Below are 18,142 nucleotides of genomic sequence, written 5' to 3'. Positions count from 1 at the left end.
ATTGTTTTAAATAAACACTTGACACAAAAGCAGTTGATACGTTTTACTGTAGCCACTTTTAGACATTAAAGAATAAATAACAATGAAAAATACAATTCAAAACATCATCTGGTGGTGGCACTCTTAAAACAAAGGGTGATGAATTGTCGTGTCTAAACAAAAAATTCTAACCCGCTACCATGCGGGTTTTTTTATCACTAAATTTTGCAATACAAGATTAACAGGAATTAAAAACATGAATAACGTAAACACTCTTACACATCATTGGTGGTGGCGCCTGGCATAGCGGGACGGTAATGGTCTATCTATAATTTAGACATCGTTATTCAAACCCCGCACTGCTTAGCATTGCGGGGTTTTATTTTTTTAGGGGATGAGGTTTGATTTTTAGTCATATAACAACAACACCAGGTGAAGTGACCAGCATAACGCAAGTAAGAGACTACATAAGTAGCCCACTTGCCTTGTATGCGGCACTTGATAAACCTAACTCACTATTGCTTGAATCTGCAGAGATAGATTCAAAAGATAGCGTAAAAAGCTTAATACTGGTTGATTGTGCATTACGTATTGTTTGCCAAGGCAACCAAGTGAGCATCAGTGCACAATCAAACAACGGCCAACAACTACTTAACTATTTGCAAGCTAATGTACAAAACTGCGCTTCACAGTTAACCGATACCACACTCACACTTGAGTATCACCCAGCCGATGACACCATTGACCAAGCTAGCAAACTGATAGCAGATAACGCTTTTAGTGCACTACGCACTTGTTTAAATAGTATTAAAAGCACCACTGACAATCCGTTCTCAGTGTTTTTAGGCGGCGTATTTGCCTACGACATGGTGGCTAACTTTGAACAACTAACCGATGTACCCGACGGTGAAAACACCTGTCCAGACTACGTATTTTATTTAGCAGAAACACTGGTTGTTATTGATCACCAAAAACAAACAACCGAGTTAATTGGCAATGTGTTTAATGGCCCAGATGTTCACGCAAACTGTTTTGAAGTGGGCAAACAATTAGAGCGCCTAAATACATTGTGTGACCACGCCGCAGACTTTAGTGCCCCAAGTCAAACGGGTGATTGCCCTGTAAATGTTGATATTAGTGATGAGCAATACTGCCAGCAAGTGATTAAGCTTAAACAACACATAGTTGATGGCGATATCTTTCAAGTGGTGCCCTCTCGCACTTTCTCATTGCCGTGCCCTGACTCATTACATGCTTATAGCCAGCTTAAAAAGCAAAACCCTAGCCCGTACATGTTTTACATGCGTGATGAAGAGTTCTCATTATTTGGCGCATCCCCAGAGTCTGCGCTTAAATATGAGGTTCAATCTCAACAAGTTGAGGTTTATCCGATTGCAGGTACTCGTCCACGGGGCAAGTTTGCAAATGGGCAAATTAATCCTGATTTAGATAGCCGTATTGAACTTGAACTCAGAAACGATCAAAAAGAACGAGCTGAGCATTTAATGCTGGTTGATTTAGCGCGTAACGACGTGGCTCGTATTAGCGTGCCTGGTACTCGCCATGCAAAAGAGCTATTAAAAGTAGACCGTTATTCACAAGTAATGCATTTAGTATCACGCGTAGTTGGAACATTAAAACCAGAACTAGATGCCCTGCATGCTTATCAAGCCTGTATGAACATGGGTACCTTAGTGGGTGCACCCAAAGTACGTGCGGCAGAATTAGTGCGTAAAACAGAAGGCAAACGTCGCGGTAGCTATGGTGGCGCGGTTGGTTATTTAACCGGTGACGGTGCCATGGACAGCTGTATTGTTATTCGTGCCGCCTTTGTTAAAAATAATATTGCGTATGTGCAAGCCGGTGCTGGGGTTGTATTCGATTCAGATCCAATGTCAGAGGCAAACGAAACGCGCGCTAAAGCCCAAGCGGTGATCACCGCGATTAAATCGACGTATAAGGCAGTATAAAATGAGTGAAGCACACCCTATTAAAATTTACTTTTTAGATAACTTTGACTCATTTAGCTACAACCTTGTTGATGAGCTAACAATGCTAGGTTCTGAGTTAGTGGTTTACCGAAACAACATTAGCGCAGAGGTCATATTCGACAAAATGCAGGCAGAGCGTGGACAAGTACTGCTGGTATTATCACCAGGCCCTGGTGCGCCTAGCGATGCAGGCTGCCTTATGGAGTTAATTAACCTGTGTAAGGGCCAGTTTCCAATGCTAGGTATTTGTTTAGGCCAACAAGCGCTAACACAAAGCTATGGCGGAGTAATCGGTCACGCTGGTGAAACCGTACATGGTAAGTCATCAATTATAAATTTAAATGATCACCCTGTATTTTACGGCATGGGTAGCACTATACCGGTGGCACGTTATCACTCATTAATGGCAACAAAAGTACCTGATAGCTTAGCTGTTATTGCCAAGTATCAAGATATACCAATGGCTATTTATCATCATCAAGACAATGCACTGGGCTATCAATTCCACCCAGAGTCTATTTTAACGCCCAATGGCGCAATGCTACTGCAACAAAGCGTTGCTTATTTAACACGTGCGAAATAAAAGGAACATTATGACTAATCAATTACACAGCCCGCTTAATGTTCAACACGCTATTGAGCATATTATTGCAAAGCAGTCACTGAGTTACGCGCAAGCAAAAGCGCTATTTGACCAAATTATGCAAGGCAATATGAGCGATATTGAACTCTCTGCGTTACTAATTGGCCTTAAAATGAAAGGTGAAGTAAGCGATGAGATTGCCGGTGCAGCCGCTTCAATGCGTGAAAATGCCGTTCCCTTTATCACTAATAAAACGCAACTTGCTGATAGTTGCGGTACTGGTGGCGATGGTTCAAACACTATAAATATTAGTACCACCGCCGCGATTGTAGCGGCAGCAGCTGGTATTAATATGGTAAAACATGGCAATCGCAGCGTGTCGAGTAATTCAGGGTCTGCTGATTTACTCAAAGCACTGGGGATCAATATCGATATGACTCCCACACAAGCGGCTAAATGCCTTGAACATACAAATTTTACCTTTTTATTTGCACCGCACTATCACAGCGGCGTGCGTCATGCGATGAACGTGCGTACCAGTTTAAAAACCCGAACTATTTTTAATATTCTTGGGCCACTGGCTAATCCAGCCGCTCCTGAGGTGCAATTACTGGGCGTGTACGATGAGTCTTTATGCATGCCTATGGCACAAACGCTTAATACTCTAGGCACTAAACGCGCTATGATAGTACACGGCTCCGGTACTGACGAAATCGCCTTACATGGCTCAACACAGGTTGTAGAGCTTAATAATGGCAAAATCACCCAGTACACACTCAACCCAAGTGATTTTGACCTTGCAAACTATTCACTTGAACAATTAGCCGGTGAAGGCCCACAATACAACGCAAACGCCAGCCTTGCTATTTTACAAGGTAAAGGCACTGAGGCACACAACGCCGCTATTGTTGTTAATGTAGCCGCATTGCTGTACTTAACAGGCCAAGCACAATCGTTAAAACAAGGTGCGCAAATCACACACTCTTTATTACGTTCAGGCAAGGCCATGGACACACTAAATGCAATTGTTGAGGTAAGTCATGGCTAATGTATTAGATAAAATTATTGCTGATAAAAAAATAGAACTCATTGAGCGCAAAGCAGCGCGCCCACTTGAGAGCTTTAAGCATCAAGCTAAACCCACCACACGTAGATTTTATCAAGCGTTAGCGGCACCTGGCACACAGTTTATTTTAGAATGCAAAAAAGCATCGCCCTCTAAGGGGTTGATTCGTCAGCCATTTGATTTAACAGAAATCACCCAAGCGTATAAGCAATATGCCACTTGTATGAGTGTACTAACTGACGAAAAGTACTTTCAAGGCAGTTTTGATTACCTTGAATTTGTGCGCAGCCAAGTAGAACAGCCGCTTATTTGTAAAGACTTTTTTATTGATGAGTACCAAGTTTATATGGCACGTATATATGGCGGCGACGCTATTTTACTGATGCTATCAGTGCTTGACGATCAGCAATACAAAGCACTGCATGCCGTTGCCGACTCGTTAAATATGTCGGTGCTAACTGAAGTAAGTAACGAAGCAGAAGTGCACCGTGCGCTGGCACTTGATGCGCAAATAATTGGCATCAATAATCGCGATTTGCGCGACTTAAGCACCGACTTAGCCACTACAGAACGACTACGTAAGCTTATTCCTAGTAATAAAGTGGTTATTTCTGAGTCAGGTATTTACACCCATCAAGATGTAAAACGCTTAGCCCCTTTATGCAATGGCTTTTTAATTGGCAGCTCATTAATGGCTGAAGCTGATTTATTACAAGCATGCCGCCGCGTAATATTAGGCGAGAACAAAGTGTGCGGCTTAACCCGTAATCAAGACGCTATGGCAGCCTATAACAATGGCGCTGTGTATGGCGGGCTGATTTTTTACCCTAAATCCCCCCGCTTTGTCGATTTGGATTGCGCCAAAGAAATCAGCCAAAGTGCGCCTTTAAAATTTGTCGGTGTATTTGTTAATGCCGCTATATCTGACGTGGCTGAACACGTTAAACAACTTAAATTATCAGCCGTTCAATTACATGGCCAAGAAGATGAACAATACATTGCGTCGTTACGTAATGAATTACCACGTAATTGTGAAATTTGGAAAGCACAGTCGATAAAAGATGTTTTACCACAACCTATTGCAGGCGCAGATCGCCATTTATACGACACCCACAGTGATTCACAGGCTGGCGGCACAGGCAAAACATTCGATTGGTCAGTGCTTCGCGATGCTACGACCCCATTTATGCTTGCTGGCGGCTTAAACCCAGACAATATTAGCGATGCACTTTTTCAAGGTGCTCTTGGACTTGATTTAAATTCAGGTGTTGAAGAGTCTCCAGGGAAAAAGTGTGCAAACAAACTACATCATGCTTTTACAAGTATCAGAAATTATTGAGGTTAAAATGCAAAATCCAGCTTATTTTGGCGAGTTTGGCGGTATGTTTGTACCGGAACTGCTTGTCCCTGCGCTTAAGCAGTTAGAAAACGAATTTAATAAAGCACAAAAAGATCCTGAGTTTCAGGCAGAGCTAAGTAAATTACTTAACGAGTATGCGGGTCGCCCTACGCCGCTTACGCTAACGCGTAACTTAGTTAAAAACCCTAAAGTTAAACTGTACTTAAAGCGTGAAGATTTACTCCACGGTGGTGCGCACAAAACAAACCAAGTATTAGGCCAAGCACTGCTTACCAAACGCATGGGTAAAAAAGAAGTCATAGCAGAAACCGGCGCCGGCCAACATGGTGTAGCCACTGCACTTGCCTGTGCATTGCTTGGCTTAAAATGCCGTATTTACATGGGTGTAAAAGATGTTGAACGCCAGCAGCCAAACGTATTTAGAATGAAACTCATGGGCGCTGAAGTTATTCCAGTAACGGCAGGCTCGGGCACATTAAAAGATGCGGTTAATGAAGCATTACGTGACTGGTCAGCAAATTATCAAGACGCTCATTACCTTTTAGGTACAGCCGCGGGTCCTCACCCATTCCCGACTATTGTACGTGAATATCAAAAATAATTGGTGAAGAAGCAAAACAACAAGTACTTAAAGCCGAAGGCCGTTTGCCTGATGCGGTTATTGCGTGTGTAGGCGGTGGGTCAAACGCCATTGGTATGTTTACCGATTTTATTGATGAGCCAAGCGTTAAGCTTATTGGCGTTGAACCTGCAGGTAAAGGGTTAGACACGCACGAGCATGGCGCAACCATCTGTAAGGGAACAAAAGGTATTTTGCACGGTACTTACACTTATATTATGCAAAATACAGATGGTCAAATTGAAGAGTCTTACTCTGTATCAGCGGGACTAGATTACCCTGCTGTAGGGCCACAACATGCCTTTTTACACGAAACGGGCCGTGCTCAATATGTAGGTATTACCGACACCAAAGCACTTGATGCCTTTCAAGCATTGGCTAAACACGAAGGGATTATTCCTGCGCTTGAATCAAGTCATGCGCTAGCCTACGCCCTCGAATATGCAGAAGAGCAAACGCAGGACAGTATTATTGTTATTAATTTAAGTGGTCGTGGCGATAAAGATTTAGCCCATGTACACAAGGTATTATCAGAGGAAGGTCAACTATGAGCCAAGTAAAAACTGACCGTTACGGACAAATGTTTGCCGCACTAAAAGAGCAAAACCAAGGTGCGTTTGTACCGTTTGTGACCATTGGCGATCCGGGTAAAGCGCAAAGCATCGAAATTATTAAAAGCTTAATTGATGGCGGCGCTGACGGGCTTGAATTAGGTATTCCGTTTTCCGACCCGATTGCCGATGGCCCTGTTATTCAAAAGGCCAATATTCGTGCTTTAGATGTACAAATTAATACACAAGATTGTTTTGATATTATTAAAGAAATACGCCAGTACAATGCCGATATTCCAATTGGCTTATTGTTGTATTCAAACTTAATATTTAAACGTGGCTTAGAAAAATTTTACACTGATGCAAAAGCAGTAGGCGTTGACTCTATTTTGGTGGCTGATGTGCCATTGCACGAGTCGAAAATGTTTAGAAAAGCCGCCATGGCCAATGGTATAGACCCAATTTTTATCGCCACGCCGAACGCCAGTGACGATACGCTACGTGAGTGTGCATCGTACGGTCGCGGCTATACCTACTTACTGTCTCGTGCAGGGGTAACAGGCACCGATACTAAAGCACAAATGCCTGCAACCCATGTGGTTACACGCCTGCAAGAGTACCACAGTGCGCCTGCATTATTAGGTTTTGGTATTTCAACACCTGATGATGTAAAAGCCGCGCTTAAAGCCGGTGCTGCGGGGGCAATTTCAGGCTCTGCAGTCGTAAAAATCATTGAAGCAAACTTAAATGATTTAGATGCAATGACCACACAATTAAAAACATTTGTAAGTGAGATGAAAGCCGCAACAGCGCTTTAATCAACGATTTTTAATCACTAAAAAAGGGCATTTAATATGCCCTTTTTGTTTTGAAGTGCTAACTTAATGCGCTTGATGCTTACCCTCAAGGATCTCTTCAATAAATTTAGCATTAAACGCGTCTAAATCTGCAGGGCTGCGGCTAGTCACTAAGCCTTGATCAACACAAACCTCTTGGTCAACCCAGTTAGCACCCGCATTAATTAAATCGCTTTTAATACTAGGATACGAAGTAACCTTTTTGTCTCTGAGCTTATTAATTTCAGCCAGTAACCACGGCGCATGACATATAGCGGCAACGGGTTTGTTTTTCTTTGCCCCAAAAAAGCCGTCTACAAATGCCTTAGCGTCCGAGTCTTGGCGTAAGCTATCGGGGTTAAACAAACCACCTGGCAGTAAAAGCGCATCGTAATCAGCGGCATTTGCATTGGCAGCTAATTTATCAACGGTTACTTTTTCACCCCAATTGTCTTTATTCCATGCGGTGATCTGCCCTTCTTTAATAGAAACAACTTCAATATCGGCGCCCGCTTCAAGTAAAGCAGCCTGTGGCGAGAGTAACTCGCTTTGCTCAAATCCATCGGTGGCTAAAATGGCAATTTTTTTACCTTGTAAACGATTACTGTTATGTAAGTTACTCATTAAATACTCCTTATTTCATTCAATACATAACTGTATTTGCATATCACATACCAAATATAACACGCTGAATATAATAAGATTTTATAAATATGAATAAGCCAGCAATGTAAATTATTTACACTGATTGCAGATACTACAGGCAAAGGTAATAAAGCAAAGAGCCTGTAAGCTAAATAGTGGCTTTTGGGGAAGATGCGAACTTACAGGCACTAAAGTTTTAAATTAAAGGCGCTCTTTTAACGCTTTTGCTGGTTTAAATACGGCTTTATTAGCCCCTTGTATTTCAATCGCTTCACCAGTTTGTGGATTACGACCAGTACGCGCTGGGTAATAGCTTAGTGCAAAAGTGCCAAAGCCTGATATTTGTACCTGATCGCCTTCAGACAATGACTTTGTAATCACTTTTTGTAAGCTGGTTAACGCAGCTTGTGCGTCTTTTTTTGTTAATTCACTCGCATCCGCAATGGCTGCAACCAGTTCTGCTTTATTCATTTTTTGCTCCTAAATACACGCCTAGGCTTAAACCCATTAGCGTGGCAATACAATGATGTAAAAATAAAAGCAGGCAGGCTAAGGGTTGCAAGGGGGTAAGTCAACCTTAACCGAGGGCTAAGAGCCTTAGTAAGAGTCAGTGGGTTTAAATATAATCAGCTTGGCTGTTTTATGGTCATAAAGATGACTTAATCGTTTGCTAGGGTGAGATAAAAATCACCGTGAGCAAACGTGAACGCTAATCAATATCGCTGGTTTGAATTTGCCTTTATTTTTATTATTCTGCCTTTAATTGGCTTTAATATTCGCCAATATTTATCTAACTGGCTTATTCCGGCACTGATCATCCTCATGAGTGTGTGTTGTATGTTGCTACTAAACGACACTCACTTTAAACGTTTTAGATTAACTAGCTTGGGGCAGTTTTCTGCTGTGAAGCGCCGTATGTTTAGCTTTTTCTTTATTGGCGCGTTATTTTCGGGGGTATTTTACAACTTACTTTACCAAGGACACTGGTTTACTTTACCTCGAGAAAACCTCGCCGACTGGCTGATGCTATTGCTGCTCTACCCTTTGTTGTCGGTGATCCCGCAAGAATTAATATTTAGAACCTACTTTTTTCATCGTTATAAACGCATTATGCCCAGTAAATGGTTACGCATTATTGTCAGTGCGAGTGTATTTGCACTGGCACATATTGTTTACGCTAATTGGGTTGCAGTAAGTTTAGCGTTTATAGGCGGATTACTATTTGCTTATACCTACGCACAAAGCCGCTCAACCTTTGCTTGTGTTCTTGAGCACAGCTTATGGGGCATATGGATGTTTACCCTAGGAATGGGTGACTATTTAGATTCTGGTGCACTAAATTAACTAACACAAAAAAGCCGCGACAGGCGCGGCTTATTTAGATTTAGTTTAAATTAAAAACCAAAAATACTGATATCAAAAAACTTAGTCGCAACGGTATTTACAAAAATGATTAATAATATCGCTGGAATAAAGGTTTGCAGTGAAAAGTTAACGTACTTTTCCATAAAGCTATTAGCATAATTAGGAGAGCCCTGTCTTAGCTCTTCACTTAAGCGAACTTTTTTCCATTTATACATTACAAACAAACACACCATTAAACCATTTAAAGGCAATATTGTGTCGTAGAATACGTCATAAACAACATCAAAAAAGCTCTTATTACCACTACCGTAGCTAGTAAAAGTAGTTAGGCTGTCAATCATACCAAACGACATAATACACAAAATAGTTAATATACCAGTTGATAAAGTAAGTATGCCCAACGCTTTTTTACGGCTAATGCCTTTACGGTCGCTTAGTGTTGCTGTTGGAACTTCAACAATAGATACCAATGATGTGATCGCAGCAAAAAATACCAATAAGAAGAAAATAAATGCCACGGCTGATGCGCCAAAGTAACCAATATCATTTTGTAGCGCTAATAAGATTTTTGGAAGATAGACAAAAATCATTGAAACTGACGAGTCAGATAACTTAGCCGGATCGGTATTTGGGTCAAAGCTAAAAATAGCAGGTAACACCATTAAGCCTGCTACAAACGCAACCAGTGAGTCGGTAATAGCGACCATTTTAGCACTGCCTACGATGTCATCTTTTTTCGAAATATAAGAGGCATAGGTAATTAAAATACCCATACCTAACGACAATGAGAAAAACGCTTGGCTCAGTGCACCGTTAAGCACGCTGGCATTCATTTTACTAAAATCAGGAATAATGTAGTACTTAACACCCGCCATTGCGTTATCAAGGGTGAGTACATAACCCACCAGTATAATTAGCATGACAAACAAAGCAGGCATTAAAAATTTAGCCGCTTTTTCTATGCCGTCTTTTACACCACCGACCAAAATAAGGTTAACAATAACCACAACCAGTGCCATATAACCAAACACGGTGTAGCTATTTATAAACTCACCAAAATGCCCAGGGTTTGCCAGCATATCTAAATTACCCAGTGCGGTTTGGCTTAAGTAACCAAAAATCCACACCGTGATCACCATATAAAAAACAGCAATCATAAATGGCGTTAATACTGCTAAAAAGCCAGCAAACTTCCATTTTTTGTCGTTATTAGCTAATACCTTGTATGCACCAAGCGGGTCTTTTTGTGCATGACGACCCATGGCCATTTCGGCCATCATTACAGGTAAACAAATGAATGCGACGAACAAAGCATAGACGAGCAAAAATGCACCACCGCCATTCTTAGTCGCAGAAACTGGAAAGCCTACTAAGTTACCAATACCCACAGCAGAACCTGCCGCTGCCAATATAAATCCTAAGCGGGAGCTAAAGTGCTCTCTATTTTCACTCATGTAATAACCTTGTTATTATTTATCTTATCCAAGGGACTCTACCAGTGTTACGCAACGCTTTTCAAGCAATTACCGTGTAAAAAAACATTCTTGCTGTAAACATCGCCATAAACACTTTTAATTCACCATTTATCAACGCTATGCTAGTATGCAGTTAATTAAATTTAACAAGTTTTGAGAGTATTTTTATGTTGTATATGATTTATTCAACAGACGTCCAAAATAGTTTAGAGCACCGTAAAGCGGCACGCTCAGCTCATTTAGCGCGCTTACAAATCCTAGAAGACGAAGGCCGACTATTAACCGCAGGCCCTCTTCCGGCCATTGATAGTGAAGACCCTCAAGACGCAGGTTTTACGGGTTCTTTAGTGATTGCTCAATTTAATTCTTTAGAAGACGCCAGAGAATGGGCCGCAGATGATCCCTATGTTGCCGGTGGCGTATATGAAAATTCTATCGTTAAACCATTTAAAAAAGTGTTCCCTGCTTAATTAAACTGTGACCCCTGTTTAACTGCAACCAGTAATTCAGGGTTTGTTCACTCATTTTTAATTAGACTTTGCCTTATAAAAACTTAAATACACGTCGTGGTATTAAAGTTTTAGTGGCTTAGTTTCTGAGCTAAGCAGGTCTGTTCTAGGAGTTTCGCAATGCGTGTATTATTAATACTCAACTTAATCGCGGTAATGTGTTTGGCTAATTTTGCCCATGCAAACAATACCAAAAGCAAAGCCGATAAAGTTGAGGTAAGCAAAAAGAAAGCAGTAATACTTGCAAAGCAAACTACAGACGGTACAACGTTAAAAATTTCTGAAGAAACACTTTTTTTTACTGTACGAATCTTAAAAGCTGACGGCCACGTCGTCGATTTGAAAATAAACAAGAAAACTGGCGAAGTGAAAAAGGATTAACCAATGCGAATTTTAGTAATAGAAGATGATTTACATTTGGCAGACAACCTGCGCAATGCATTAGAAAAAGAGCGTTACAGCGTTGATTTATGTCACGATGGTGAGGCTGGCCTTTTTCACATCACTGAATACCCTTTAGACATGGCTGTAGTTGATTTAGGCCTACCTAAAATAGACGGTATTGAGCTAATAAATAAAGCACGTGCCCAAGGGATAACTATCCCTATTTTGATCTTAACCGCGCGCGATCGCTGGCAAGACAAAGTAGAAGGCCTAGATGCCGGTGCCGATGACTACCTAACTAAGCCGTTTCATGTGGAAGAGCTAATTGCTCGCTGTAATGCGCTTATTCGTCGCAGTGCAGGTAAAGCAAACCCTGAAATGACAGCAGGCCCTATTAAAATTCATACCCGTTCACAACAAGTATGGGTAAACGACAAAGAGCTGAGCTTAACCGCATACGAATATAAAGTACTTGAATACTTAATGGTTAATCCACAAAAAGTAATTTCAAAGTCTGAGCTTACAGAGCATATTTACGATCAAGACTTCGACCTTGATTCGAACGTTATTGAAGTGTTTGTACTACGTTTGCGTAAAAAACTCGACCCAGATGGCGTGCTTAACCCAGTGGAAACATTACGCGGACGTGGTTACAGGCTTAAAAGCCAGTGGTAGCACCGCAAATTTCGTTAAAAATAAGGCAAGGTTTTATCCTTGTCTTTGTTTTGTTAGTCGCCCTACCCATTTTGTTTTACTCTATAGGTAAGGCATATTATGCGTCACTTGTTGATGCCACCGAAAAAAACCTCGAAGCACACCTGTATTCACTTATTTCCGAAGTTGATTTTACCGAGCGCGGTATTATTATGCCCAGCTCTATATTAACCCCCGAACTCAACAATTTAAACTCAGACACCTACGCCATGATATACCGTGACGACGTGCCTATTTGGCATTCTGAGTCGGCGGTTAACGTTAACTTTGTTCCCCAATATATAGAGCCCAAAGCAGGCGCCGCCGACTTTAGACGTGTGGTGTATAACAACACTGCCTATTGGCAATTAAGTTTAACGGTAATACTTAATAATATTGACCAATCAGAGCAAGCACGCTTTATTTTATTAAAACGTAACGATGCCCTACTGCGTTTAATGGATGGCTTTAAGCAAACCTTAGTCGATTGGATGTTTATTATGGGGATTGCCATTGCAGGGTTAATGGCCATTGGTTTTATTTGGAGTGCACGACCACTGCAGCGTTTAGATAAAGAAATAAAAGCCATTGAATCAGGCGATATTCAAGAAATTAAAGGCTTATACCCCGTTGAACTGCAAACGATTAAAGCCGACCTAAATTTACTGTTAGAGTCGCAGCAACGTCAAAAAGAACGATACCGCGCCTCTCTTAGCGATTTAGCCCATGCACTTAAAACGCCATTAGCGGTATTAAAATCAAGCCCACTCGCTAACGATGCAGATGCACAAGAACAACTCGACAGAATTAATGTGATGATCGAGCACCAATTAAAACGTGCCGCCACGGGTGCTTCCGATACATGGAAAAAACAAACCCCTATCAAGCCGGTTATCGATTCTATCTTAAGCGCAATGAGTAAAGTATACCGCGATAAAGACATTATATTTAACTGCCAAGTGAGCGATAAAGATTACTTTTTAGGTGATAAAACCGATTTAATGGAGTTATTAGGCAACTTAATAGATAATGCCTGTAAAGCCTGTCGCTCCCAAGTCAGTATTAACGTTTCACAAGCTAAAACGCTCAATATAAGCATTTGTGATGACGGCCCAGGCATTAAGCCAGATAAGCGCGAATCGTTATTACAACGCGGTACGCGCCTAGATACCTACGAAAGCGGCCACGGTGTTGGCATGGCTATAGTATCTGACTTGGTTAAGTCGTATCACGGACTGTTAACTATATCTCAGTCGCAACGTTTAGGCGGTGCAAAATTTATTCTCGAGTTTAATTACCATGAAAAAAAGTAACTACATCCTTTGTTTTAGCTTAAGCCTTTTATTTTTATGGGCGCAGCAAAGTATAGCTGCTGCGCAAGAGTGTACATTGCAAAACAATGCCCTACCCGAGCAAATTAAAGATTACACACAATGTTTAGACGCCAAATTAAATAAAGTGCAACAGCAACAAGATAGCTGGATCCAAAAGCGCACCTTTGAACTGGTTGAATTAGAAAGTGAAACCGGTAATACCGTCATTTTGTCACTGTTTAAACAAAGTCTTAACGCCAAAGACAAGTACATTCAAAAAAGCTGCCAGTGGCGTTACATGTTAAAACAACCCAATGCGCCAGAAGCGGTAGTCACCTACAAAGAGTGTGAAATAGCTATGACAGAGCAATTTATTCAGCAGCTTAAAATGGGGCTTTAACAAGTTCAAAAGTAAGCGATGTGTATACTGGCTTGGTATTTTAAAGGTTAGTTTATTGGTGTTTTGGGAAGTGCAGCCTTAAAGGCTGCATTTTTGTCAATTTTTTATACTTTGTTTTTTGGTTACTCTGACCATACCGCGAATTCATTTTCATTTGGATCACTAAAGTGAAATCGTCTACCACCTGGAAATGAAAATGTAGGCTTAATTATTTTCCCCCCCGCTTTCTCAATTTTATCTTGAGTCGCTTTAAGTTCATTACTGTATAACACAATTAACGGGCTTCCATTTTTAGTAGCAACAACCAAGTCAGATTTAAAGAAACCACCATCAACACCTTGCCCAATAAAACTACAATATTCTGGACCATAATCGATAAATGACCAGCCAAACACGTCACTAAAAAAATCCTTGGTCGCTGCAATATTTTGTGCGGGAATTTCAATATAGTTAATTTTATTATTTTGAGTCATAACAGTTTTTTGCCCTTATTCTTGTTTATATTATTTTCGACTTGAACTAGTAATAAACAAAGATAGCAGCAATGCTCAATAATCATAAGCAAACATAAGGTATTTAAAATAAGCGACACAGAAACACTGTTGGTTGTCATTGTTAAACAGCTTGTTATCTGGATGTTTTATATACCTAAGTTGATTTGCTCTGTAGTTAATATATGACTTTTTAAGCGTTCTCGATTTTGTTGATTAAAACGTTTTGACAAAACTGCACAAAAACCACAAACTACCTACCAGTAGATTGACTTAGCTAAAGTGATTTTAAAATGCATAAACCTGTGGTTATTATTGGTGGTGGCTTAGCGGGCTTATATGCTGCTTACAACCTTAAAAAACGTGATATTCCGTTTTTATTACTAGAGGCCAAAGCCAGTTTAGGTGGCAGAATTGCGTCTCATTATTTACCGACCAACAACACCATTGGCCACGATTTAGGCCCTACCTGGATATTTCCGCATCAGCCTAATATTCAACAGTTAGTTGCCGCTTTAAACATCCCTGTGTTTGAGCAATACATTCAAGGCGATGTGTTGTATCAAGCATCGCATACTGCCCCTGCTCAGCAAATTGCAGGGGCGGGTGAAATGCAGCTATTTAGAATTCAAAACGGTATGGATGAGCTTATCAATGCGCTTTATCAGCAGCTTGACCCAAACACCGTTAAATTAGAACACGCTGTTAGCGAAGTGAAAAAGCTCTCCAACGGCTGGCATATAAGCGCTAATTACCAAGGGAGTACGCAGCACTTTACTTGCGATCAGTTACTGTTGGCGTTACCCCCTAGAATGATCAGTCAACATTTAACCCCGCATTTATGGGCTGATAATGTTTTAGCCCAGCGTTTAGCGTCGGTGCCTACGTGGATGGCAGGCCAAGCAAAGTTTGTTGTCACTTTTGAGCACGCTTTTTGGCGAGATAAAAACTTATCGGGGCAATGTTTTAGCCGTGTTGGCCCGTTAGTAGAAATTCATGATGCCTCAGCAAGTGAGCATTCTCACCCTGCTTTGTTTGGCTTTGTTGGCGTGCCTTACTTGCAGCGCAGTAAAGTGACGAGAGAACAATTAACCCAAGCTTGCCTTGATCAGCTCAGCTATTTTTACGGTGAGCAAGCCTATACAGCGAAAAGCTGCATTATAAAGGATTGGGCTGAGGATGAATTTGTTGCCAACAAAGATGACCAAATAGGTGTCTCGCAGCATCCTGAATTCAATTTTTCAGGGCTTAGCGAGCAGCTTAAACAGTTACAAGTGCATTTTGTGGGAAGTGAGTTTGCACAGCATGAGGCAGGCTATTTAGAGGGGGCTATAAACGCTGTAGATAGCGCATTAGCTAATTTAATAGATGCTTAGGTTTTTTAAAAGGCGTGCTATGTAGGCACGCCTTGTAAATTATTAGTCTTCTGATTTGATGACGGTTTCTTCACCTGTGCCAAGCATGGTAGCTAACCAACGCCCTTCGTCACTGGCTTCTAGTGCTATTTTTACAATCATGGTTAACGGCACCGATAACAGCATACCCACAGAGCCTAATAACCAGCCCCAAAATATTAATGATAAGAACACCACCAAGGTAGAAAGCCCGAGGCCTTTACCCATGTATTTTGGCTCTACAATATTCCCCATAACGGTATTAATAGTTAAATAACCCGCGCCGACGAGCCCTGCCACTAATGGGCCTTGCGTAATAAGCGCCAGTAACAGTGCTGGCACAGCCGCAATGATTGAACCAATGTTAGGAATGTAATTGAGCATAAATGCCAATACGCCCCATAGTACAAAATAATCAACATCGAGTATCCACAGGTAAAAGCCAGCAATTACACCGGTAGCTAAACTCACTAAGGTTTTAATGGCTAAATAAGAGTTAATAGAGTCTAAAAAACGGTCAATTTGCTTAATTTTGCTGTCGGGATCGTCCAGTGCTAAATGAATTTTTTTGCCAAGTATCGGCCCTTCAAACAGCATAAAAACAACTGTTAAAATAATTAAAAACATATTGGCCATTACGCTACCTAAACCCGTTAGCATATTGGTGGCAACATCAACCATTTTGCCAGGATCAAACATAGACAAAATTTGTTCTTTATTAATTAAAATATTGTATTGCGAGGCCACATCAACCAACCATACAAATTCTTCTTTTAATTGTGCTTTATATTCAGGTAACTGTTTTGAAAAGTCGTTAACCGACTGACCTACTAAACCGCCTAAGCTAACCCCTAAGCCCATAATAATAAGCACTACAAGCACTACCGCTATGCCTTTTGGAATACGGTAACGAGCAAAAAAATTAATGAGTGGGCTACAAATTATGGCTATAAATGCTGCCAAAATAAACGGAATAACAATAGCGCTTGCGGCTTTAACACCCGCTAGCACAATTACCAAAGCGGCAAAAATTATTAAGCTTTTATTTACCCCAGTTAAACTTGCCAATACCATTATCCTATTGCTGTTATTTGGCTTTAGTGTAAGGCAAAAGCTAATAGAATGAAATATTTAAGGGTCTGTTGGCCTTTCAAGATTAGATTTGCAGCCGTCTTTTTGGTACTAAGGCAAGGCAGAGCCTATGTGGTGTGGTTGTTCCCCATAAATAGGCGATAACGTAGCATTAATGCCAAACAGGCGCTGCCCAAAGGGTTTTGCCTAGGGGCAATTAACTCTTTGTTGCCTACATGGATGTAGGTAAGGAGCGTGAGCAGGACGCGGAAGCTTTGCTCGGTTTTTACTTATTCTTACATGGATGTAAGCCAGTAGAATAACGCAGGAGCAGTTATCGAGCCCACTAGGTTACAAACCTCGCGCCGCGATTAAATTACCCCTAGTTTGAACAAATATTTATCCGCAAAGACCAACAGACCCTAGGTGATCATAAAAATTATTGGTACGTATAAATTTGCAAATCGTTGAGCTGGAGAGTATAAATTTTAAACATCCTGCTTTATTTATAATTTTGGAGTTGCAATGCATATATTTTTTACTGGCGCCACAGGCTTAATTGGTAGGCACCTTTGCCCCTTCTTGTTGCATCACCACGACGTTACAGTGCTAAGCAGAAACCCAACCAAAGCAAAAGTGTTGTTAGGGCATCAGGTTAACGCTATTGATAGCCTTGAGGATGTTGATTTTAATACCGTTGACGTGGTTATTAATTTAGCCGGTGAGCCTATTGTTAATAAACGTTGGAGTGATAAACAAAAAGCGGTTATTCGCGATAGCCGAATTATTGTCACGCAAGCAATTAGTGATGCTATTAATCAGTGCCATACTCCGCCGCATACTTTTATATCTGGCAGTGCAATTGGTTATTATGGTCGCCAAGGCGACAGCCTAGTTGATGAAAACAATACCGATCCTCACGATGAATTTAGCCACCAGCTTTGTAAAGATTGGGAGCAAGTAGCTTTACAGGCTCAATCTGACGACACCCGTGTGTGCTTATTGCGTACCGGTATTGTACTGGCTAAAAAAGGCGGCGCGCTGGGTAAAATGTTACCCGCCTTTAAACTTTGCGTAGGTGGGCCAATTGGCCATGGTGAACAAGGTATGTCGTGGATCCACATTGATGACATGGTGCAACTGATTTTATTTTTAATTCGTAATAAAGAAATATCTGGTGCTATCAACGCCACAGCTCCTGAGCCGGTAAGTAACAAGCAGTTTAGTAAATCATTAGGAAAAGCATTGTCACGCCCTGCGTTTATGCCTATGCCAGCTGGGGTGCTTAATATATTAATGGGTGAAATGGCTGACTTACTTACTACCGGTCAGTATGTGGTGCCTAAAAAAGCCTTAGACCATAACTACCGTTTTCACTTTACTAAAATAGACGCTGCATTAAAAAGTTTAGTCTAGC

Annotated in this window: 18 protein-coding genes and 1 pseudogene; 14 read left to right on the top strand and 5 right to left on the bottom strand. The window is 41.1% G+C overall.

What is annotated here, in order from left to right; genetic code table 11:
• Nucleotides 1-380: 380 nt before the first annotated feature.
• The 6 genes and pseudogenes from P20439_RS01050 (at nt 381) to trpA (ending at nt 6,967) form a co-directional block, all read left to right on the top strand.
• Nucleotides 381-1,949 carry an anthranilate synthase component 1 gene (locus tag P20439_RS01050; RefSeq protein WP_008113647.1) on the top strand — a complete coding sequence of 523 codons (1,569 nt, stop codon included), beginning with the start codon at nt 381-383 and terminating at the stop codon, nt 1,947-1,949.
• 1 nt (nt 1,950) lies between these two features.
• Nucleotides 1,951-2,553, top strand: coding sequence for an aminodeoxychorismate/anthranilate synthase component II (locus tag P20439_RS01045; protein ID WP_008113648.1), 603 nt, complete (start codon nt 1,951-1,953; stop codon nt 2,551-2,553).
• Nucleotides 2,554-2,563: 10 nt separating this feature from the next.
• Nucleotides 2,564-3,601 (top strand): anthranilate phosphoribosyltransferase, encoded by a 1,038-nt coding sequence (gene trpD, locus P20439_RS01040; RefSeq protein WP_008113651.1) that lies wholly within the window; start codon nt 2,564-2,566, stop codon nt 3,599-3,601.
• Entirely contained in the window at nt 3,594-4,958 is a 1,365-nt protein-coding gene (trpCF, locus tag P20439_RS01035; protein ID WP_008113652.1) for a bifunctional indole-3-glycerol-phosphate synthase TrpC/phosphoribosylanthranilate isomerase TrpF, read from the top strand. Before trpD ends, trpCF begins: the two co-directional genes overlap by 8 nt.
• 7 nt (nt 4,959-4,965) lie before the next feature.
• Nucleotides 4,966-6,149, top strand: a pseudogene (gene trpB, locus P20439_RS01030) (tryptophan synthase subunit beta).
• Nucleotides 6,146-6,967, top strand: coding sequence for a tryptophan synthase subunit alpha (gene trpA, locus P20439_RS01025; protein WP_008113662.1), 822 nt, complete (start codon nt 6,146-6,148; stop codon nt 6,965-6,967). The pseudogene trpB and the gene trpA overlap by 4 nt, the downstream one beginning before the upstream one ends.
• Nucleotides 6,968-7,030: 63 nt before the next feature.
• Here the strand turns inward: trpA and P20439_RS01020 are convergent, their stop codons facing one another.
• Both P20439_RS01020 and P20439_RS01015 read right to left on the bottom strand, forming a co-directional pair.
• Nucleotides 7,031-7,609, bottom strand: coding sequence for a type 1 glutamine amidotransferase domain-containing protein (locus P20439_RS01020; RefSeq protein ID WP_008113663.1), 579 nt, complete (start codon nt 7,607-7,609; stop codon nt 7,031-7,033).
• 222 nt (nt 7,610-7,831) lie between these two features.
• Nucleotides 7,832-8,101 carry an HU family DNA-binding protein gene (locus tag P20439_RS01015; protein WP_008113664.1) on the bottom strand — a complete coding sequence of 90 codons (270 nt, stop codon included), beginning with the start codon at nt 8,099-8,101 and terminating at the stop codon, nt 7,832-7,834.
• Nucleotides 8,102-8,332: 231 nt separating this feature from the next.
• Here P20439_RS01015 and P20439_RS01010 point away from each other — a divergent pair, with 231 nt between their 5' ends.
• Nucleotides 8,333-8,974 (top strand): CPBP family intramembrane glutamic endopeptidase, encoded by a 642-nt coding sequence (locus P20439_RS01010; protein ID WP_008109177.1) that lies wholly within the window; start codon nt 8,333-8,335, stop codon nt 8,972-8,974.
• A gap of 50 nt (nt 8,975-9,024) precedes the next feature.
• On the opposite strand, the gene P20439_RS01005 is transcribed toward P20439_RS01010, so the two are convergent.
• A complete protein-coding gene (locus tag P20439_RS01005; protein ID WP_008109178.1) occupies nt 9,025-10,449 on the bottom strand; it encodes a sodium-dependent transporter in 1,425 nt (474 codons plus the stop codon).
• A 188-nt stretch (nt 10,450-10,637) separates the two neighbouring features.
• Between P20439_RS01005 and P20439_RS01000 the strand changes: the two genes are divergently transcribed.
• The 5 genes from P20439_RS01000 (at nt 10,638) to P20439_RS00980 (ending at nt 13,769) form a co-directional block, all read left to right on the top strand.
• Nucleotides 10,638-10,940: a YciI family protein gene (locus tag P20439_RS01000; protein ID WP_008464000.1), complete on the top strand. Its 303-nt coding sequence runs from the start codon at nt 10,638-10,640 to the stop codon at nt 10,938-10,940.
• Nucleotides 10,941-11,099: 159 nt separating this feature from the next.
• A complete protein-coding gene (locus P20439_RS00995; RefSeq protein ID WP_008109182.1) occupies nt 11,100-11,360 on the top strand; it encodes a PepSY domain-containing protein in 261 nt (86 codons plus the stop codon).
• A gap of 3 nt (nt 11,361-11,363) precedes the next feature.
• Nucleotides 11,364-12,038 (top strand): response regulator transcription factor, encoded by a 675-nt coding sequence (locus P20439_RS00990; RefSeq protein ID WP_008109187.1) that lies wholly within the window; start codon nt 11,364-11,366, stop codon nt 12,036-12,038.
• Entirely contained in the window at nt 12,032-13,369 is a 1,338-nt protein-coding gene (locus P20439_RS00985; RefSeq protein WP_036932625.1) for an ATP-binding protein, read from the top strand. Before P20439_RS00990 ends, P20439_RS00985 begins: the two co-directional genes overlap by 7 nt.
• The gene (locus P20439_RS00980) at nt 13,356-13,769 is read left to right on the top strand and encodes a hypothetical protein (RefSeq protein ID WP_008109191.1); all 414 of its coding nucleotides are present in this window, start codon (nt 13,356-13,358) and stop codon (nt 13,767-13,769) included. Before P20439_RS00985 ends, P20439_RS00980 begins: the two co-directional genes overlap by 14 nt.
• Nucleotides 13,770-13,891: 122 nt before the next feature.
• On the opposite strand, the gene P20439_RS00975 is transcribed toward P20439_RS00980, so the two are convergent.
• Complete coding sequence (locus P20439_RS00975) at nt 13,892-14,242, bottom strand: VOC family protein (RefSeq protein WP_008109193.1); 351 nt, start codon at nt 14,240-14,242, stop codon at nt 13,892-13,894.
• Nucleotides 14,243-14,553: 311 nt separating this feature from the next.
• Between P20439_RS00975 and P20439_RS00970 the strand changes: the two genes are divergently transcribed.
• Nucleotides 14,554-15,636 (top strand): FAD-dependent oxidoreductase, encoded by a 1,083-nt coding sequence (locus P20439_RS00970; protein WP_008463994.1) that lies wholly within the window; start codon nt 14,554-14,556, stop codon nt 15,634-15,636.
• A 42-nt stretch (nt 15,637-15,678) separates the two neighbouring features.
• Here the strand turns inward: P20439_RS00970 and P20439_RS00965 are convergent, their stop codons facing one another.
• Nucleotides 15,679-16,722, bottom strand: coding sequence for an AI-2E family transporter (locus tag P20439_RS00965; RefSeq protein WP_008109197.1), 1,044 nt, complete (start codon nt 16,720-16,722; stop codon nt 15,679-15,681).
• A 528-nt stretch (nt 16,723-17,250) separates the two neighbouring features.
• On the opposite strand from P20439_RS00965, the gene P20439_RS00960 reads away from it, so the two are divergent.
• Complete coding sequence (locus P20439_RS00960; protein ID WP_008463990.1) at nt 17,251-18,141, top strand: TIGR01777 family oxidoreductase; 891 nt, start codon at nt 17,251-17,253, stop codon at nt 18,139-18,141.
• Nucleotide 18,142: the final 1 nt, after the last annotated feature.

The sequence above is a fragment of the Pseudoalteromonas sp. BSi20439 genome (assembly GCF_000241165.1).
Lineage (GTDB): Bacteria > Pseudomonadota > Gammaproteobacteria > Enterobacterales > Alteromonadaceae > Pseudoalteromonas.
This window is presented reverse-complemented; position numbering and strand designations above follow the sequence as displayed.

Excerpts from the sequence above, each read along its gene's own strand:
- P20439_RS01045 (WP_008113648.1), top strand. The coding sequence starts at position 1,951 with ATGAGTGAAGCACACCCTATTAAAATTTACTTTTTAGATAACTTTGAC.
- trpD (WP_008113651.1), top strand. The coding sequence starts at position 2,564 with ATGACTAATCAATTACACAGCCCGCTTAATGTTCAACACGCTATTGAG.
- trpCF (WP_008113652.1), top strand. The coding sequence starts at position 3,594 with ATGGCTAATGTATTAGATAAAATTATTGCTGATAAAAAAATAGAACTC.
- trpA (WP_008113662.1), top strand. The coding sequence starts at position 6,146 with ATGAGCCAAGTAAAAACTGACCGTTACGGACAAATGTTTGCCGCACTA.
- P20439_RS01020 (WP_008113663.1), bottom strand. The coding sequence starts at position 7,609 with ATGAGTAACTTACATAACAGTAATCGTTTACAAGGTAAAAAAATTGCC.
- P20439_RS01015 (WP_008113664.1), bottom strand. The coding sequence starts at position 8,101 with ATGAATAAAGCAGAACTGGTTGCAGCCATTGCGGATGCGAGTGAATTA.
- P20439_RS01005 (WP_008109178.1), bottom strand. The coding sequence starts at position 10,449 with ATGAGTGAAAATAGAGAGCACTTTAGCTCCCGCTTAGGATTTATATTG.
- P20439_RS01000 (WP_008464000.1), top strand. The coding sequence starts at position 10,638 with ATGTTGTATATGATTTATTCAACAGACGTCCAAAATAGTTTAGAGCAC.
- P20439_RS00995 (WP_008109182.1), top strand. The coding sequence starts at position 11,100 with ATGCGTGTATTATTAATACTCAACTTAATCGCGGTAATGTGTTTGGCT.
- P20439_RS00990 (WP_008109187.1), top strand. The coding sequence starts at position 11,364 with ATGCGAATTTTAGTAATAGAAGATGATTTACATTTGGCAGACAACCTG.
- P20439_RS00980 (WP_008109191.1), top strand. The coding sequence starts at position 13,356 with ATGAAAAAAAGTAACTACATCCTTTGTTTTAGCTTAAGCCTTTTATTT.
- P20439_RS00975 (WP_008109193.1), bottom strand. The coding sequence starts at position 14,242 with ATGACTCAAAATAATAAAATTAACTATATTGAAATTCCCGCACAAAAT.
- P20439_RS00970 (WP_008463994.1), top strand. The coding sequence starts at position 14,554 with ATGCATAAACCTGTGGTTATTATTGGTGGTGGCTTAGCGGGCTTATAT.
- P20439_RS00960 (WP_008463990.1), top strand. The coding sequence starts at position 17,251 with ATGCATATATTTTTTACTGGCGCCACAGGCTTAATTGGTAGGCACCTT.